The sequence below is a fragment of the Lentzea sp. NPDC037011 genome (genome assembly GCF_055607425.1).
This window is the reverse complement of record NZ_JBVJRT010000009.1, coordinates 301,107-319,353: the sequence shown is the minus strand read 5'-3', so window position 1 is coordinate 319,353 and position 18,247 is coordinate 301,107. Positions and strand designations below refer to the sequence as shown.

General features: G+C 73.6%; 12 protein-coding genes. All 12 read left to right on the top strand.

The genetic code is table 11. The features are described 5' to 3' along the window. Positions 1–21: 21 nt before the first annotated feature. The 12 genes from ACZ7CH_RS28055 (at position 22) to ACZ7CH_RS28000 (ending at position 18,242) form a co-directional block, all read left to right on the top strand. The gene (locus ACZ7CH_RS28055; RefSeq protein WP_470375337.1) at positions 22–1,098 is read left to right on the top strand and encodes an alpha/beta hydrolase-fold protein; all 1,077 of its coding nucleotides are present in this window, start codon (positions 22–24) and stop codon (positions 1,096–1,098) included. A 124-nt stretch (positions 1,099–1,222) separates the two neighbouring features. After that, entirely contained in the window at positions 1,223–2,296 is a 1,074-nt protein-coding gene (locus ACZ7CH_RS28050) for a hypothetical protein (RefSeq protein WP_470375336.1), read from the top strand. 1 nt (position 2,297) lies between these two features. Next, positions 2,298–3,440, top strand: a complete 1,143-nt coding sequence (locus ACZ7CH_RS28045; RefSeq protein WP_470375335.1) for a toxic anion resistance protein — start codon at positions 2,298–2,300, stop codon at positions 3,438–3,440. Further along, positions 3,437–5,050 (top strand): substrate-binding domain-containing protein, encoded by a 1,614-nt coding sequence (locus ACZ7CH_RS28040; protein WP_470375334.1) that lies wholly within the window; start codon positions 3,437–3,439, stop codon positions 5,048–5,050. Before ACZ7CH_RS28045 ends, ACZ7CH_RS28040 begins: the two co-directional genes overlap by 4 nt. Beyond that, positions 5,037–5,627, top strand: coding sequence for a hypothetical protein (locus ACZ7CH_RS28035; protein ID WP_470375333.1), 591 nt, complete (start codon positions 5,037–5,039; stop codon positions 5,625–5,627). Before ACZ7CH_RS28040 ends, ACZ7CH_RS28035 begins: the two co-directional genes overlap by 14 nt. A gap of 60 nt (positions 5,628–5,687) precedes the next feature. Next, positions 5,688–8,024 (top strand): glycoside hydrolase family 3 protein, encoded by a 2,337-nt coding sequence (locus tag ACZ7CH_RS28030; protein ID WP_470375332.1) that lies wholly within the window; start codon positions 5,688–5,690, stop codon positions 8,022–8,024. Positions 8,025–8,766: 742 nt separating this feature from the next. Further along, positions 8,767–11,448 (top strand): AfsR/SARP family transcriptional regulator, encoded by a 2,682-nt coding sequence (locus ACZ7CH_RS28025; protein ID WP_470375331.1) that lies wholly within the window; start codon positions 8,767–8,769, stop codon positions 11,446–11,448. A 91-nt stretch (positions 11,449–11,539) separates the two neighbouring features. After that, complete coding sequence (locus ACZ7CH_RS28020) at positions 11,540–11,719, top strand: thiazolylpeptide-type bacteriocin (RefSeq protein ID WP_360384633.1); 180 nt, start codon at positions 11,540–11,542, stop codon at positions 11,717–11,719. Further along, on the top strand, positions 11,716–14,133 hold the full coding sequence (locus ACZ7CH_RS28015) for a lantibiotic dehydratase (RefSeq protein ID WP_470375330.1): 2,418 nt from the start codon (positions 11,716–11,718) through the stop codon (positions 14,131–14,133). The genes ACZ7CH_RS28020 and ACZ7CH_RS28015 overlap by 4 nt, the downstream gene beginning before the upstream one ends. Continuing rightward, the gene (locus ACZ7CH_RS28010) at positions 14,130–15,209 is read left to right on the top strand and encodes a hypothetical protein (RefSeq protein ID WP_470375329.1); all 1,080 of its coding nucleotides are present in this window, start codon (positions 14,130–14,132) and stop codon (positions 15,207–15,209) included. Before ACZ7CH_RS28015 ends, ACZ7CH_RS28010 begins: the two co-directional genes overlap by 4 nt. Before the next feature lie 4 nt (positions 15,210–15,213). Then, a complete protein-coding gene (locus ACZ7CH_RS28005; RefSeq protein WP_470375328.1) occupies positions 15,214–16,695 on the top strand; it encodes a hypothetical protein in 1,482 nt (493 codons plus the stop codon). Then, positions 16,692–18,242, top strand: a complete 1,551-nt coding sequence (locus ACZ7CH_RS28000) for a YcaO-like family protein (RefSeq protein ID WP_470375327.1) — start codon at positions 16,692–16,694, stop codon at positions 18,240–18,242. Before ACZ7CH_RS28005 ends, ACZ7CH_RS28000 begins: the two co-directional genes overlap by 4 nt. Positions 18,243–18,247 lie beyond the last annotated feature (5 nt).

Genomic DNA, 18,247 nt, shown 5'->3' with positions numbered 1-18,247 from the left:
AGGAAAGGACCTCCACCTCCCATGCAGGCACGTTTCGCCGAGTACGGCCTCACCGCGGTTCCCGGCACCGCCGAGTTCTGGGACGCGGTGCGCGGGCCGGTCCCGGTCCCCGCTGACGGCGGCCACCGGACGTTGTTCCTCTGGCGCGGTTCCGCCGCGGTGCTGCGCTTCGAGTCGTGGTCGGGCCCGGTGCCGTTGCAGCGGTTCGAGGACAGCGACTGCTGGTACGCCGAGGTCGTCCTGCCGCCGCGGCTGCGCGTGACCTACCACTTCTTCGACGGCGACGACTACGACGGCGAGCACGCCGACCCGTTCAACCCGGCCGGCGCCGGTCCGAACCGCTCGATCGCCGCCACCCCGGACCTGGACCCGCAGCCGCACTGGCCCGTCGTGGGCCCGGACGAGGTGCTGGACGTGCCTTCCACTCGAATCCGGTGGAACGGCTCGCTGGGACGCAAGACCGTGCGTGTGCACAAGGGCGCTGAACCGGTCGTGCTGCTGCTGGACGGCGACGACTGGATGTACGTGCACCCGGCGGTGGCCGCGTTCGAGTCGGCGGTGCGTGCGGGCGAGATGCCGTCGGCCACGCTGGTCTTCCTCCCCACGCCCCGTGATCGCGACGCCGAGTACACGGGTGCGGCGCTGTGGCCGGCGGTGCGGGACGAGCTGCTGCCGTTGCTCGCCGAGAACGGCGTGACCGTCGACCCGCGGCGGTTCGTGGTCGCCGGGCAGAGCCTGGCCGGGTTGAGCGCCTTCCGCGCGGCACTGGACTTCCCCGAGCTGGTGACGCGGGTGGCCTGCCAGTCGGGGTCGTTCTGGTGGACGCCCGGCCTGCCCGACCAGGGCCTGTCGCTGGACGGCCCGGCGGGTGGTGACACCGCGGAACGGGTGCGCGGCGCGGACCTGTCCCACCTGCGGGTCGCGTTCGACGTCGGCGAGCACGAGCCGCGGATGCACCGCCACTGCGAGGCGGTCGAGGGCCTCGCGGAGAAGGCGGGGGCGTCCGTGCGTGCCACCCGCTCCCCCTCCGGGCACGACCGCGCGGGCTGGCGGCACGCGCTGGTCCGCGACGTCGCCTGGTTGCTGACCGAACGGTGACGGGCGCGCACTAGCAGGACACGTTCATCGACTGTTCACCTGCTGCTTGCGACCACCCCCAGCGCCACGGCGTCGGAGTGACGAAGGATCTGTTCTCCGGCAGATGGTTCGCAAAGGGTGGGCAGTGAAGAGAACGCTCGGCATCGGTTTGGCGGTCGTGCTCCTGGTGGGCGTGGTGGCCGCGGTCTACTTCGGCCAGGGCGACGGCGGGACCGCGCGGCTGCGGACCGTGCGCGGGGTGATCGGTTCGGAGAAGCTCGCCTTCTTCGCCGACCAGCGCGTCAGGGACGTGTTCGCGAAGCACGGCCTGGAGGTCGAGGTGGACCCCGCCGGGTCGCGGCAGATCGCCACCGCCACGGACCTGGCGCCGTACGACTTCGCGTTCCCGTCGAGCGCCCCGGCGGCCGAGAAGATCCAGCGCGACCGCAAGGCCGCCCGCACCTACGCGCCGTTCTCGTCACCGATGGTGGTGGCGACGTTCGACCCGGTCGTCGAGCTGCTGACCAGGGCGGGGGTCGTCCAGGACGGCCCCGGCTACCGGACGTTCGACGTGCGGGCCTACCTGGACCTCGCCGCCAGGGGCACGCGGTGGGACCAGCTGCCCGGCAACACCGCCTACCCGGCGCGCAAGAACCTGCTCGTCACCACGACGGACCCGCGTGACTCGAACTCCGCGGCGATGTACCTGGCGATCACGTCGTTCGTGGCCAACGGCGGTGTGGTGAGCACGCCGGAGGCCGAGTCGAAGGTGCTGCCGGCGGTGTCGAAGCTGTTCCTGGACCAGGGGTACACGCAGAGCAGCACCGAGGGGCCGTTCGAGGACTACCTGTCGGCGGGCATGGGCAAGACGCCGCTGGTGCTGGCCTACGAGGCGCAGTTCGTGGACCGGGTGGTGCGCGGCGACTCGACGGTCCGGCCGGACATGAAGCTGCTCTACCCGGCGCCCACGGTGCTCTCGAAGCACACGCTGGTGCCGTTGAAGGACAACGGCGACCGGGTGGGACAGCTGCTGCAGACCGACGCCGAGCTGGGGCGGCTCGCGGCCACGTTCGGGTTCCGCACCGCCGACCCGCGGCACTTCACCGAGGTCGTCAAGGAGAAGAACCTCCCGGTGCCGCAGGACGTCGTGGACGTCGTCGAGCCGCCGGCGCACGAGACGCTGGAGCGGATGCTCGAAGCGATCGCGAAGCAGTACTGACATGTCCGACTTCGTGCTCACTCCCCCGGACCCCGTCGAGCCGGTGCCGGTCGAGCGGGCGGCGGGTCTCATCCCGGTGCCCGACGACGCCAGGACCGAGCTTTTCACCAGGGCGCAGGCGTTCGTCGACGCGCTGGGTGCCGTTGACCCGCGGTCGCCGGACTTCGGCCGGATCGTGGACGAGGCGCTGGTGCTCGGCGAGGCGGAGATGCGGGTGGCCGCGCAGATCGCGGGCCGGCTGCTGGACCGCACGCTCGCGTCGGTGTCGTCGCCGAACACCACGCAGGTGACGGCGAGTCTGACCGAGCTGCGCCGGTCGGTGCGCGAGCTCGACCCGCAGGACCTGTCGAAGCTGACCGGCCGCAAGGTCCTCGGGTTCCTCCCCGGTGGCAACGCCGCCAAGGGCCTGCTGGCCCGGCTGCGGGCGGCCGACGAGCCGGTCAACCGGATCGTGCTGCGGCTGCGGTCCGGGCAGGACGCGCTGAAACGGGACAACGCGGCCATCAAGGGCGAACGGCAGCGGCTGTGGGACCTGATGACCAGACTGTCGCAGGACGCCGCTTTAGCCGGTGAGATGGACGCGGCCGTCGACCGGCAGGTGCAGATCTTCGACCTGTCCGATCCCGGCCGCGCCACCGCGTTGCGCGCCGACGTGCTGTTCGGGCTGCGGCAACGGCACCAGGACCTGCTGACCCAGCTCGCGGTCTGCGCGCAGGGGTACCTGGCGCTCGACGTCGTGCGCCGCAACAACGACGAGCTGATCAAGGGCGTCGAACGGGCCGTCACGACCACGGTCACAGCGCTGCGGATCGGGGTCGCGGTCGCCGCCGCACTGGCCGGGCAGCGCGAGGTGATCGACCAGGTCGACGCCGTGCGCGGACTGACCGACGAGATCCTGAGGTCGAACGCGACGCTGATGTCCGTGCAGGCCCAGGACGTCCAGCGCATCGCGGCGACGCCGACGGTCGGCATCGACGCGGTGCGGACCTCGTTCGACCAGATCTACGCGGCGATCGACGCGATCGACACGTTCAAGGCCCGCGCGGCCGACTCGATGTCCAGCACGGTGCACGCGCTGGACGCCGAGATCCGGCGCGCCCACGACCACCTGAGCCGCGTGCGCGGCACCGAGGAGCCAGCATGATCCGCCGCCTCATCCCGGCAGTCGCCGTCGTGGCGCTGCTCGCGGGGTGCTCCGACGACCCCGACCCGGCCAGACCGGTCGGCGACGCGGAGCCGGGGGTGCTGCGCGTGCTCGCCGGCAGCGAGCTCGCCGACCTGCAACCCGTTCTCGACGAGGCCGCCCGCGCCACCGGTGTCACCGTCAAGTTCGACTTCACCGGCACGATCGAGGGCGCGGAGAAGGTCGCGTCCGGCGCCGCCGAGCAGGGTTTCGACGCGGTGTGGTTCTCCTCCAACCGCTACCTGGAACTCGTTCCGGAGGCGCAGAAGCGGCTCGGCACCGCCACGAAGGTGATGGGGTCGCCGGTCGTGCTCGGGCTGCCCGCAGCGAAGGTGCGGGAGCTCGGCTGGGAGGGCAGGCGGGTCGGCTGGGCGGAGATCGCCGCGGCCGCCGGGCAGAAGAGGTTCACCTACGGCATGACCGACCCGTCGGCCTCCAACTCCGGCTTCTCCGCGCTGGTCGGCGTGGCGGCGGCGTTGTCCGGTTCCGGTTCCGCGCTCGACGCGGCCCGGGTCGCCGCGGTCTCCCCCCAGCTCAAGGAGTTCTTCTCCGCGCAGACGCTGTCGGCGGGCTCGTCCGGCTGGCTGTCGGAGGCGTACGCGCGGCGGGCGAAGGGCGAGGACCCCGGCGCGAAGGTGGACGGTCTGATCAACTACGAGTCGGTGCTGCTGTCGCTCAACGCCACCGCGCCCGACCCGTTGACGCTGGTCTACCCCAGCGACGGCGTGGTGACCGCCGACTACCCGCTCACGCTGCTCACGTCGGCGTCGTCGGAGGCCCGCGACGCGCACCGGAAGCTCTCCGACCACCTGCGCGGCACCGACGTGCAGCGCAAGATCATGGAGTCCACCCACCGGCGCCCGGTCGTGCCGCAGGTGCCGCTCGACTCGCAGTTCGCGGTGCGCGACCTGGTGGAACTGCCCTTCCCGGGCAGCCAGTCCGCTGTGGACGGTCTGGTCACCACCTACTTCGACCAGCTGCGCCGACCGTCCCGCACGCTCTACGTGCTCGACACGTCCGGGTCGATGGAGGGCGACCGCATCGACGGCCTGCGTTCGGCGCTCGTCGGCCTCACCGGCGCGGACTCCTCGCTGGCCGGCCGGTTCAGCCGCTTCCACGGCCGCGAGCAGGTGACGCTGCTGCCGTTCGACAGCAGCGCCCGGTCCCCGCTGACCTACGAGGTGCCGCAGGCCGACGCCCGCCCGGTGCTCGACCAGATCGGCACCACGGCGAAGTCGCTGGACGCGGGCGGCGGCACCGCGATCTACAGCAGCCTGCGCAGCGGCTACGACGTGCTGCGCCGCCAGCTCGACGCCGACCCGGACCGCTTCACCTCGATCGTGCTGATGACCGACGGCGAGAACACCGGGTCCGAGGGCATCGAGGACTTCACCGTGTTCCACACGACCCTGCCGCAGGACCTCAGGGGCGTCCCGGTCTTCCCGGTGCTGTTCGGCGAGAGCGCGACCGAGGAGATGGAGCGGGTCGCGAAGATGAGCGGCGGCAAGGTGTTCGACGCCCGCAGCCGTTCGCTCTCGGCCGCGTTCAGGGAGATCCGTGGCTATCAGTGACGCGGTGCTGCGCTACCTGGCGTCGTGGAAGAACCTCGCGGGCTGCGCCGGCGGCCTGCTCGGGCTGGCGCTGCACTTCGCCGGGCTGGCCGGGTCCTACTGGGTGCTCGTGGTCGCCGGCCTGTACGGGGTGGGCGCGCTGGCCGCGCCGCCGGAGGAGGTCGTGCTGGTGACCGCCCCCGAGGAGGCGGCGGGGCAGCTGCGTTCCGAGCTCGACGCACTGGTGGCGCGCGTGCACGGGTTCGGCGGCCGGGTGCCCGCCGAGGTGGCGCCGAAGCTCGCCGAGGTCGCCGACGTGCTGCGCGGCATGCTCGACCGGCCGCGCGAGCTGCGCAGCGACCCGGACGCGCTGCACTCGGTGACCCGGTTGATCGGCACGGACCTGCCGCTGTCGGTGCAGACGTACCTGAACCTGCCGTGGTGGTACGCCGCCGCGCGCGGGTCGGGTGCGGAGCTGCTGCGGCAGCTGGACCTGCTCAGAGCGGACGCCGTCCGGGTGGCCGAACGGTTCCACGCGGCGGACGAGCAACGACAAGCCGACCACGGCAGGTACCTGGAGGACCGCGACCGGCTCTGAGGTGGCTCAGGCCCGGCTGTCGCGACCGCGGACCTCGACACGGGCCCTACTGTCGTCGGGGTGACGGACATCGAGGAAGCGCTCACCGGACTCGACCTGGAGCGGAAGGTCCGGCTGCTGACCGGCGCCGCGCTGTTCGCGCTCCACCCGGAGCCCGCGATCGGGCTGGCGGCGCTGAAGGTGTCCGACGGGCCGACCGGGGTGCGCGGTGCCGAGCTGCGCGGCGGCACGATCGCCGCCCTGCTGCCCAACGCCACGCTGCTGGCCCAGCACTGGGACCCGGAGCTGGCGCGCGAGGTCGGCGCGCTGCTCGCCGACGAGGCCGCCGCCCAGCAGGTGCACGTCGTGCTCGGTCCGACGATCAACCTGCACCGCACGCCGCTGGGCGGGCGGCTGTTCGAGGCCTACAGCGAGGACCCGCTGCTCACCGGCGTGCTCGCGGCCGCGTACGTGCGGGGCTTGCAGGACAAGGGCATCGCCGCGACGCCGAAGCACTTCGTGGCCAACGAGTCCGAGACCGAACGGCGCACGGCCAGCTCGGTGGTGGACGAGAAGACGTTGCGCGAGGTGTACCTGCTGCCGTTCGAGATCGTGGTCGAAGACGCCCGGCCGTGGGCGGTGATGGCCGCGTACAACCGGGTCAACGGCATCGCCGCCACCGACCACGCCGAGCTGGTCGAGGGCGTGCTCAAGGACGAGTGGGGGTTCGACGGCCTGCTGATGTCGGACTGGTTCGCCACGAAGTCCACGGCGGAGAGCGCGAACGGCGGGCTCGACCTCGTCATGCCGGGGCCGGGTGGCCCGTGGGAGGAGCGGCTGGTCGAGGCGGTGCGGGCGGGCGAGGTCGCCGAGTCGACCGTCGACGAGCACGTGCGCCGGTTGCTGCGGCTGGCCGACCGGGTCGGCGCGTTCGGGGAGCGGTCCTGGCCGACCGGCCTGCCGGCGCCGGACAGCCCGCGGCGCCGCGAGCAGCTGCGCCGGTTCGCCGCCGGCGGCATGACCGTGCTGACCAACTCCGGGGTGCTGCCCCTGGACGCGCAGGAGGTCGCGCTCATCGGCCGGCCCGCCCTCGACACCGTGGCGCAGGGCGGCGGTTCGGCCGGGGTGCGGCCACCGCACGTCGTGAGCATCGCGGACGGCCTGGCCGCGGAGCTGGGCGACCGGCTGTCCGTTGTGGACGGTGTGGAGGTGCGCACCCGCCACGCCGCACCGGCACCCGGCGTGCTGCGGAACATCCGTGCCACGACGTTCGACGCCGACGGAGAAGTGCTCGCCGTGCGGGACGTGGAGATCGCCGAGCTCGCCGCGTACGGCGGGTGGGCGCAGGGTGCCGCCGCGATCGAGCTCTCCGGTGAGGTCGTGCTGCCCGGTCCGGCACGGCTGCTGGTGGGCGTGCGCGGCTTCGGCGCCTGGACCGTCGAGGTCGCGGGCGAGCGGTACGAGGAGCGACTGGCCCAGGCGGACGGCATCGTGGAGGAGGCGCTGCTGAAGCCGCCGGCGTGGACCACCGAGGTCGAGCTCTCCCCCGGTGACCGGATCACGGCGACCGTGCGCGAGGCCGCCGCGCTCGTCGGCCTGATCACCCAGCCGGTGCCCCGCCCGGCCGCCGACGCGATCGACGCCGCCGTGCGGGCCGCGCGGGAGGCCGACGTGGCGGTGGTGGTCGTGGGTCTCACCGAGGAGCAGGAGACCGAGGGCTTCGACAAGACCACGCTGGCGTTGCCGGGTGAGCAGGACGCGCTGGTCGCGGCCGTGGCCGCCGCCGCTGCACGGACCGTGGTCGTCGTGAACGCCGCCACGCCGGTGCTGATGCCGTGGCTGGAGCAGGTCGACGCCGTGCTGTGGGCGGGACTGCCCGGTCAGGAGGCCGGTGCCGCGGTGGCGGCGGCCTTGCTCGGCCACGTCGAACCGGCCGGGCGCCTGGTGACGACGTTCCCGCGCTCCGACGCCGACGCGCTGACGCCGGTGCCCGTGGGCGGCGAGCTGGTCTACGGCGAGGGAACCGCGATCGGGTACCGCGGCGCCACCGACCCGCTGTTCTGGTTCGGCCACGGCCTCGGTTACACCGAATGGCGCTACGGCGACCTCTCGGTGTCCACTCGGGACGATGCGGTCGACGTCGTGTCGGTGCGGCTGGACAACGCCGGCGACCGGGACGGGCGCGAGGTCGTGCAGGTGTACCTGCGACCGGAGCTCGAACCGGTCCGGCTCATCGGCTGGGCGGTCGCGGACGTCGCGGCCGGCTCGTCGGCGCTGGTCGAGGTGCGGTGCTCGCCGCGCGTGCAGCGGACCTGGTCGGACGGCTGGCAGCCGTTGACCGGCGACGTGCTCGTGGCGCGCGGGCTCGGTGACGTGCGGGCCGTGCACGTGCGGGTGCCTCGGGACGGACAGGACTGAGCCGCCCGGACAGTCATCCTCGCTCAACGGTGTCGTTACGGCGCAACGACACCGTTGAGCGAGGAAGTGGCGCGCACTGGGAGACCGGGGCGGTGTGGGTGGACGGTGCCGGTGTGCGCGAGCCGCGCCATCCGCCACCGCGCCACCGCGAAGCGGGCGGTGAGGAGCCGGTCCGTTGATCTTCCTCGTCCACGCCGCGCGCTCATCGCAGCGGCGGTACGTTTGGCTCCGGGGGGGAGGAATCATGGTCGAGCCGATCACTCCACCGGCGCCTGGGCCCGTGCGGTCCGCGCCGGTCCGCCAGCGGGAGGTCGCACCCGCTCGTGCGCTGCCGGCCCGTGGTGCGGTCGCGGCACCTCCCGGGTGAGGCCAGACCGGTCGAGGCGCACGCCGGGGGTGGTGGCCGCGGCCGGGCTGGGGGCCCCAACCGGGCCACCGGCCAGCGTGCTCCACCTGCCGTGGGTGCCGGTGCGGTCCGGCCGGCCCGCGGCGGTGGGCTGGTCCCAGGTGGCCGGCGTGTGCGGTGACTTTCACACGCCGGCCGGGTTCTTGGGGGAACCGGACCAGACCGCTGCGCCGACCCCCAATTCCCGGTCGGTCCGGCGGCGCAGTTGCCTGATCTGGGTACAAAGGTGCCAGGTGCCGTGCACAGATTTCGCCCAGACGGCGCACAGACCGTGACCAGGGCGAAGGCGACGATGGCGCACACACGCTTCGTGATCATGGAGGAGGACGGTTCAGGGTGGAGTTCCTGGTGCTCGGCTCGCTCGCGGTGCGTCGTGACCGGACGCCGCTGGAGCTGGGCGGGCCTCGCCAGCGCGCGGTGCTCACGATGTTGCTGCTGCACGCGAACGAGGCCGTGAGCGTCGCACAGCTGACCGAGGCGGTCTGGGACTCGCCGCCGGTGTCGCCCGAGTCGAACCTGCGCACGTACGTGGCCGGGTTGCGGCGCGCGGTGGGCGACCGGCTCGTGACCCTGCCCGGCCACGGCTACCGGCTCGTCGTGCGGCCGGGCGAGCTGGACCTCGACGAGTTCGACCTGATGGTGCGCCGGGGCGAGGAGGCGGCGGCCGACAACGACACCGAGGCCGCCGCGGACTTCTTCGCCCAGGCGCTCGGGAAGTGGCACGGCATGCCGGTGGAGGTCACCGCGGGACCGTTGCTGCGCGCGGAGTTCACGCGGTTGCAGGAGCGCAGGCTGACCGCGGTGGAGAAGTTCGCCAAGGCCGCCACCGAGCTCGGGCGGTTCGGCGACGTGATCGACCGGTTGCGCCGCGAGTCGGCCCAGCACCCGTTGCGGGAGGAGCTGTGGGCGCTGCTGATGCTCGCCCTGGACCGCGCCGGCCGCCGCGGCGAGGCGCTCGAGGTGTACGCCGCTGCCCGCAGGCACGTGGTCGAGCAGCTCGGTGTCGAGCCGGGGGCCCGGTTGCGGCAGCTGCACCAGGTGGTGCTGGAGAGCCGGGCGCCCTCGCCCGCGGCTCTGAGCGCGCACCGGCAGCTGCCGATGGACATCGCCGAGTTCACCGGCCGCGAGGCCGAGCTGCGCAGGCTGTGCGAGCCGGGACCGCAGTCCACGGTGGTGATCTCGGCGATCGAGGGCATGGCCGGTGTCGGGAAGACCAAGCTCGCCGTCCGCGCCGCGCACCGGCTCGTCGAGCGGTACCCGGACGTGCAGCTGTGGGCGGACCTGCACGGCTTCGACCACGACGAGCTGCCCGCCGACCCGGCAGCGGTGCTGGAGAGCTTCCTGCGCCTGCTCGGGGTGCCCGGCGCGCAGATCCCCGAGTCGCTGTCCGACCGCGCCGCGCTCTACCGCGACCGGCTCGCGGGCAGGCGCGCGGTGGTGCTGCTCGACAACGCTGCGGGTGAGGACCAGGTCCGGCCGCTGCTGCCGGGCAGCTCGACGTGCCTGGTGCTGATCACCAGCCGGCGCAGCCTGCTCGGGCTGGACGGGGCGAAGTCGGTCTCCCTGGACGTGTTCACGCCGGACGAGGCGGTCGCGCTGCTGGCCCGCATCGCCGGCGCGGACCGGGTGTGCGCCGAACGCGAGGCCGCCGCCAGGGTCGCGCAGCTGTGCGGGCACCTGCCGATCGCCGTGGCGCTGGCCGCGAAACGGCTCGCCCGCCGTCCGCAGTGGACCGTGCTGGACCTCGTGGCACAGCTGGAGAGAGGCGGTCTCGGCGCACGGGGCGTGTTCGACCTCTCGTACCAGGCGCTGCCCGAGCACCAGAGGCGCCTGTTTCGGCTCCTAGGACTGCACCCCGGTGAGGACGTCACCGCCGAGTCCGCCGCCGCCCTCGCGGGGCTCACCGCGTACGAGGCGGAGGACCTGCTGGAGACGTTGCTCGACGAACACCTGCTCCAGCAGCACACCCCCGGCCGGTACGTGCTGCACGACCTGCTGCGCGCCTACGCCGTGGAACAGGCGAAGGCCGCCGAGCCGCCGCCCGCGCGCGCCACCGCGTTGCGCCGGGTGCTCGACTGGTACCTGCACACGTCGTGGCGTTCGGCCGTTCAGCTCAACCCGCAGCGCAAGCTGGAGCTGCCCGCGGCGGACCCGGCCGTGCACCCGCGCGAGTTCGCCGACCGCGACGCCGCGCTGCTGTGGTGCGACACCGAGCGGGCAAACCTAGTCGCCGCCGTCCGCGACGCCGCCGAGCACGGCCTGAACGGGCAGTGCTGGCTGCTCGCGCAGTGCCTGTGGGACTTCTTCAACCTGCGCAAGCACTGGGCGGACTGGCTGGAGACGCACGGCGTGGCGCTCGGTGCCGCCCGCTCGGCAGGCGACCGTTCCGCCGAGGGCCGGATGCTGATCACCCTCGGCATCGCCCTGCGCGAGGTCCGCCGCCACGACGAGGCGATCGACTGCGGCCGGCAGGCGCTCGCGATCTTCCGCGCGATCGGCGACCGATCCCGGCAGGAACCCGTGCTCAACAACCTCGGCATCGCGTACATGACCACCGGCCGCCTCGACGAGGCGCTGAAGTGCTTCGAGCAGGCTGCCGAGATCGCCCGGGACCTCGGCGACCTGCACACCGAGGCCGTGCTGCTCAACAACATCGCCCTGCTGCACGCCGACGCCGGCCGCTTCCACGAGGCGCTGGACCGCTACCGGCGGGCGCTGGAGATCCGTGGCGAGGTCGAGGACCCCTACAGCGAGGCGATCCTGCTCAACAACATCGGCGAGGTGCACCGGGGGCTGCTCGACTTCCCGGAGGCCGTCGCGCACGTCGAACGCGCGCTGGAGACGTTCCGGCGCATCGGCGACCGCTACGGGCAGGCCGAGTCGCTCGACAACCTCGGTCTCGCGCTCGACGGGCTGGGCGACCGGCGCGGTGCCGAGAAGTGCTGGCTGGAGTCGGTGGCGCTGTTCGAGGAGCTGGGCGAACCCAAGGCGGACGAGGTGCGCGCCCGGATCGGCTGAGCGTTGTCGATCCGGGCTCCAGGCCCGGTCCATCGTGATCTCCGACCCTTCACCCACGGCCTCCCCGGCCTTCTCGTGAAGGGACAACTCCATGAAGGACCTCTCGTTCGACCTGGACGACCTGGAGCTCGGCGACCTCGCGGTCACGTCGATCCGCGACTCCGCGGCGCTGCCCGAGGGCGGTGCGTCCGGAGCGGCGTCGTCGTGTTCGTGCGGCAGCTCGTCGTGCAGCAGCTGCACCCAGCCGAACCTGCCGACGCTGAACGCATGACCGACCCGACGCGGGGAGAACCGGCGCCCTACGCACTGGTGCGCCTGGCCGCCCTGCCCCACCCGGACGGCGCCGCCGACGCGGCGCCGTTCCGGCGTGCCGCGGCGGCGCTGGCGGACAAGGAGGCGGAGCTGCTCGCGCTGGCCGGGCCGCTGGGCGAGCAGCTGCACGACAGCGCCGCCGAGCACGACCCCGGTTTCCACCGCCGGGTCGTGCTGCCGTTGCGTCGCGACGTCCACAACGGGCGGACCCCGCGGCCCGCGCTGGTCGAGGCCGCGGCGGACCTGGTGTCGCGCTACCCGGACCTGCGCAAGTGGCTGGAGCTGCTGGCCGAACGCGCCGCGCTGCTGGCGGAGGCCGACCGCGCCCGGCCCGCCGCGCTGGCCGCCGAACGCGCCGTGCTGGCCGAGGTGTGCGCAGCGGAACCACTGCGCAAGGCCGCCGTCTTCAGCGGCCGGGACCTCTGGCAGGGCCTCGCCCACGCCGGTGCCGGTGACCGCCGCGCCCGCAAGGCCGAGCCGACCGTGCTGCGCTACGCCCTGCGCGCCACCGCGAAGACCAGTCCGCTGTCCTGGTACACCGCCGTCGGCTGGGGCACCTGGTCCGCCGACGCGCCCGCTCCCGAGTGGGGCGAGCCGGTCGCCGTCACACGGGTCAGCCAGGTGCTGCTGGCCCGTCTGGTCGCCGCGCTGCTGGCCGACCGCGAGCTGCTGTTCGACCACCCGCACCGCCTCGCCGCCGACGTGCACGAGGAGGGCGACCGGGTGCGGTTCCGCAGGGACGTGCCCGCGACCGGCCCGCTGCGCGCCCACGTGGGTGCCGAGGAGGACGTCGAGCTGGCCGCGAGCGCGCCGCTGCGCTACCTCGTCGGCCTGACCGCCGCGAACCCCGGGGGCATCACCCCCGCCCAGCTCGCGAGCGTGCTGGCCACCCGGCTGCCCGACGGCGAGTCCGAGCGCGCCCACTCCTACGTGGCGCTGCTGCTCGACATCGAACTGCTCCTGCCGGTGCTCCCGGTCGACCCGCAGGACCCGTCCGCCTGCCTCGCGCTGGCGGCGTGGTTGCGCGGCACCGGACGCGCGGACCTGGCCGACCGCGTGACCTCGGTGCACCGCGACACCACCGCGTTCAGCGGGCTGCCCGCCGCTGCCCGACCGGCCGCGCTGACCGCGTTGTTCACTGCCTGGGCGGAGCTGGGTGAGCTGGTCGGTGCCGACCTCACCGGTGTCACACCGCTGAGCGAGGACGTGGTGCTGCCCCAGCCGGTCCGGCTCGGCCGCGCGCACGGCTACGACGGCGTGCGCTCGCTGGCCGGCCTGACGCCGTTGCTGATGCTGTTCGACCGGCACCTCGCGATCCGCAGGAACATCCGCGACCGGTTCGTCGTGGAGTTCGGCCACGGCGGTGTCGCCCGGCTCGCCGCGTGCGCTCCCCTGCTGCGCGACTCGCTGTCCGGCGCCCCGACCGGCGGCCTCGGTGCCAGCCGCGCGCAGGTGGCGGACCTGGTGCGGGACGGCGTGATCACCGACGAGGCCGTGACCGCGGCGGCGGACCTGCTGCCCGCGTGGATGAAGACACGGCCGGTGTCGTACTCGTTCTTCGCGCAGCCCGCACAGGGCGGACTGGTGGTGAACCACATCTACGACGGGTTCGGCCGCTTCCCCGGCCGGTTCCTGGACCTGCTGCCACCCGAGGCGTACGCGACCGTCCGGGCCACTTTGGACGGTGTGTTCCCGCGCGGTTTCGTCGAGTACCGGCCGGTGCAGGGCTTCACCCCGAACCTGCACCCGCTGCTCGGCCGGCGCGAGGTCGGCGAGGACCCGCACTGGGCCGACCTGACCCCCGACGCGCTGGAGCTGTTCCACGACCAGGAGCACGACGAGCTCCGGTTGCGCCACCGCGACTCCCACGCCGTGGTCGACGTGCTGTACCTCGGCTACCTGATGCCGATCTCGCTGCCCGACCGGGTCGCCGCCCTGCACACCGACCTCACCTGCGGTGGCGTGGAGCTGAGCCCGTTGCGGCGCACCACGTCCGTCGACGGCGTCCTGCGCTCGGAACGGCTGCGCCACCACGACGTGGTGCTCAGCCGCCGGTTCTGGGACGCCGACTCCGCACAGCTGACCGCGGAGCTCACCGACGTCGCCGCCGTGGCCCGGTTCCGCGCCCGCCACGGCCTGCCGGCACAGGTGTTCGCCGGACCCGGCGGCGTGATCACCTCGAACGAGGACGCCGTGGCCCGCGTGGCAGCGGCGAAACCGCAGTACGTCGACCTCACCAACGCACTGCACCTGCGCGGCCTGTCCCGCCTGCTCGCCCGCTACCCCGGCCGCGTGCAGCTCACCGAGGCGCTGCCGGTGCCGTCCGGCCAGGTGCTCGAAGTGCTGGCGGAGACCTACCGGAGGGCCGGATGACCGACGTCGTCGTGCACTACCACGACCCCGTCAAGGCCCCGTTGCTGCGCGACGGCGTCCTGCCCGCACTCGCCGCGGCCACGGCGGCGTTCTCGGACGTCACGGGCCACGTGGAACGCCACTGGCTGCACGGCCCGCACCTGCGCGTCCGCCTCGACGGTCCGTCCGCCGACCCGGCCGCCCTGCTGCTCGCCGCACTGCTGCGCTCCCACCTGGCCGCCCACCCGTCCACGGTGGAGCTGTCAGAGGCGGAGCAGTTGGCCCACGCCTCGGCCGCCGCGATCACCGAACTGCTGCTGCCACCGTTCACACCGCTGCACCCCAACAACTCCGTGCGCATCGAACCCACCTCGCACGACCGCCTGCTCGACCTGCTGCCCGCGAGCCACATCCCGTTGCGCGCGCACGGCCTGCGCCTGGGCATCCCCGCCGTGCGGCAGTCGCTCGACGTCCCCCGCGCGGTGCTGGCGCTGACCGCGATCGCCGTGCACGCCAGCCGCTACCCCGCCGGCCTGCAGTACGGCTACCACTCGTTCCTCTCGCACGTCGAGGACTTCCTGCTCGCCAACGACCCCGACGGCACCCTGCGCACCCGCCTCGACGCCGTGTGGGCCGCCAACGCCGACACCGCCCGCACCCTGGTCTCCCGCGTGGCCTGGGGCCACCCCATCAGCGCACTCGAAGCCGCCTGGCAAACCTGGACCATCGACCTGCGCCTCGCCGCGGAGGCCCACTACGACGCGGGCCACCTCGACCCGGCCCCCAACCCGCGCCACGGCACCCGCGCCCGCGAGATCGGCGACCCGGCCACCGTCCGCCGCTACAACTACGGCGAACGCACCGAGTTCAGCGCCTACCACAGTGCCATGTGGACGGTCGACCTCTCCGACCCCGGCGTGGTCCGCAACATGACGGTGTACCGCTTCGGCACCAACGTCCTCTACCAGCTCCTGACGCTGTGCGACGTCACCCCGATGGAGCGCTACGCCGCCGCCCACCTGCTGTCCCGCGCGGCCCAGGACGTCCTCGGCACCACCTGGTCCGACCAGTTCGCCGCCCTGCCGAAGGTGGGGTGAGCACGTGCTCGTGCGCCTGCGCCCGGTCGTGCGCGCGACCCGGACCCCTGACGGCCTGCACCTGCGCGGCTGGGCGTCGAGCTGCACCATCACCGGTGGCGCGGGGCTGTGGCGGGTGTGGCAGCGCCTGGCCCCGCAGCTGACCGCCGGGCTCACCGCGGACGCCCTCGTCGTGCCGGAGGAAACGACTCCGGCGGTGCGGGCGGCGGTGGAGGTGATCCTGGAGGCGTTGCGGGAGCACGACATGCTGGTGACGGTGCCTGCGGAGTGGGACGGGCCCGCGCCGGACGTCGCCGAGTGGCTGGAGTCCGTCGCGGCCGACCCGGTGGACGCGTGGCGACGACTGAGGACCGTCACCGTTGAGATCACGGGATGTGGCGAGCCGGCGAGCGCGGCGGCACGGGCGGTCGAGGCGGTCGGCCTCGCCGTGCGGGTGAGCCCTCGTGTCGAACAGCCGACCTCCCTGCTCCTCCTCACCGCGGGCCCGTTCACCCTCCAGGCGGGGTGCGGCGCCGACGTCGGCTACGTCCTGCCCCCATCCTCTCTTTCAGGAAACACTGAAGTCATTACACAAACTGCTCGACTCAACGCCACCGGCACCCCACCCGCCGTCCTGGCCGCCCTCATCGGCTCCACCGCCGTCCACCGCCTCCTCTGCGCCGTCGCCGGCCTCGAAGACCCCGCCGCAGCCGAAGCCAGAACCCCGCACCCACAGGTCCTGCTCGCCCGCACCACCCCGCTCCGCGCCACCTACCACCCCCTGCTGACCGGCCCACCCCCGACGGACCCGTGGCGCGCCTTGGACGCCCTCACCGACGCCGAGCTCGGCCTGGTCGAGCCCCCGGTGTTCGGTGAGCTGCCCCAGGTCCCGGCCAAGCTCGCCACCTGCGGCACCGCGCTGGGCATCGGCACCACCGCCGACGCGGCCCGCCTCGACGCCGCCCTCGCCGCGGTCAAGAGCGACGCCGTCCTGGGGGTCGACGACCTCCACGCCCGCGGCGCCGCCCTGCGCCTCGCCGCACGCCACCACCCCGGCGAGCCGGTGGAGCCGCCGGACGACCCGACCGCACGGCGGTGGTGGAAGGCGCTGACGGAACGGTTCGCCGTCCCCGCCGAGCTCCGCACCACCCGTCTCGCGCCGGGTGTGCACCGGGCGGAGGTCCACCGGGGCCACCACCTGCTGGCCTGGGCCGTCGAGGCGACCGCGGCGGACGCGGTGGCGTTCGCCGCGCTGGCCGCCACCGGGCACGCGCAGGCCGGCCGCACCGGCACCGCCCACCTCACCGGTGCCGCTCCCCACCGCGCGGACGCCGGCCAGCCGAGCTGGGTCACCAGGGAGTGGTTGTGGCCCAACGACGTCCGTGACCGCGAGCAGGAGTTCCAGGAAGCCCTCACCGCACTGCCCGGTGTCCGGGTCACCCCACGACCGCTCGACCCGGAGCCGCACGCCGCCGGACTCGTCGCCTACGCCGTGGACCCGCGATGATCACCTACACCCCCGCCGACCCGCCGGCCGTCCGTGCCGACGGCGCGCTCACCCTCGTCGGACCCACCAGCGGTGTCTGCACGGCCTGCGCGGAACACGCCCGCCTGACCGTCGCCGGCGCCCCGCCGCACGGCGACCTCCGGCTCGCGGGCCTGGTCCCGCCCGCGTTCCGCCCGTTCGTCGAGGCCGTGGGGCAGCTGGAACCCGGCACCGTCCTCGCCCTCCGCACCGACCTCGCCCTCGTCTCCACCCACCGCGTCCGCCCCCGTCCCGGCTGCTATCCCCTGCCGGAACCCCGGGACACCACGGAGATCACCGGGAACGCCCTGCGCGCCGACAACCCGCTGACCACCGTCGAGAACCTCACCGCCGCGGTCGTGGACCACCGGTTCGGCCCGGTCACCGGGTTGTTCCGCACGGGCCACCTGCCGCTGCCGACGATGACCGCCGAGCTGCACGGGCACGGCGCCGGTCACGGCCGCACCGCCGGCTTCGAGCAGGCGGAACGGGTCGCGCTGTTCGAAGCGGTCGAGCGGTACAACGGAATGCGCCCGCGCAGCCACCGGAGCACGTTCGAGGCGTCGTTCGCGGAGCTCGGCCCCGACCACGCGGTCGACCCGGCGGCGCTCGGCCTGCCCGACCACCACCGCTACACCCCGAACCTCACCTTCCGCTGGGTCGAAGGCTGGTCGTACACGAGGCAACGCACCATCGCCGTACCGGAACAGGTGGCTTACTGGGACGTCGAAACCCCGCCGGAGCAACGGTTCCTGCACGAGACGTCCAACGGCTGCGGTCTCGGCAACAGCCTCACCGAGGCCGTCCTGCACGGCCTGTTCGAGGTCGCCGAACGCGACGCGTTCCTGATGGCCTGGTACGCGCAGACACCGTTGCGGCGCATCCGGCTCCCCAGGGACCCCTTGCTGCACCACCTCACCGACCGCCTGGAAGAGCTCGGCTACGAGCTGCTGTTCCTCGACGCCACCACCGACATCGGCATCCCGTCGGTGCTGGCGCTGGCCCGCACCGACCGCACCACGCTGCCCAGGGCCTTCTTCGCCGCCGGCGCGAGCCCCGATCCCACAGCGGCGCTGCGGTCCGCGGCCGTCGAGGTCGTCGTGGACGTCGAGTCGTTCGCCGACCGCGTCCGTGCGAACCCCGGGGCCTACGACCGGCACCGCCTCCTCCGCCTGCTGCACGAGCCGGAACTGGTGCGGTCGATGGACGACCACGTCGCCGTCAACACCCTGCCGGAGGCCGCCGACCGGTACGCCTTCCTCGTCGGCACCGGCGAGACCGTCCTCGAAGACCAGCGCGACCACACCAGCCTCGAAGGCCTGCTCGACCACTACAGCGCCCGGCTGCGCCACCAAGGCCTGGAACTGGTCGCCGTCGACCAGACCGACCCGGTCACCGCGGGCGGTCTCGGCCTGCACTCGGCCAAGGTCCTCGTGCCGGGTGCGCTGCCGATGACGTTCGGCCACCGGCGCACCGCCGGTCTGCCCCGGCTGCGGGCGAAGGCCCTGCACCCCCACCCGTTCCCGTGAGATGG

Bases quoted from the DNA above. Each gene is read 5' to 3' on its own strand.
- ACZ7CH_RS28040 (WP_470375334.1), top strand. From the start codon at position 3,437: ATGATCCGCCGCCTCATCCCGGCAGTCGCCGTCGTGGCGCTGCTCGCG.
- ACZ7CH_RS28045 (WP_470375335.1), top strand. From the start codon at position 2,298: ATGTCCGACTTCGTGCTCACTCCCCCGGACCCCGTCGAGCCGGTGCCG.
- ACZ7CH_RS28010 (WP_470375329.1), top strand. From the start codon at position 14,130: ATGACCGACGTCGTCGTGCACTACCACGACCCCGTCAAGGCCCCGTTG.
- ACZ7CH_RS28015 (WP_470375330.1), top strand. From the start codon at position 11,716: ATGACCGACCCGACGCGGGGAGAACCGGCGCCCTACGCACTGGTGCGC.
- ACZ7CH_RS28020 (WP_360384633.1), top strand. From the start codon at position 11,540: ATGAAGGACCTCTCGTTCGACCTGGACGACCTGGAGCTCGGCGACCTC.
- ACZ7CH_RS28000 (WP_470375327.1), top strand. From the start codon at position 16,692: ATGATCACCTACACCCCCGCCGACCCGCCGGCCGTCCGTGCCGACGGC.
- ACZ7CH_RS28055 (WP_470375337.1), top strand. From the start codon at position 22: ATGCAGGCACGTTTCGCCGAGTACGGCCTCACCGCGGTTCCCGGCACC.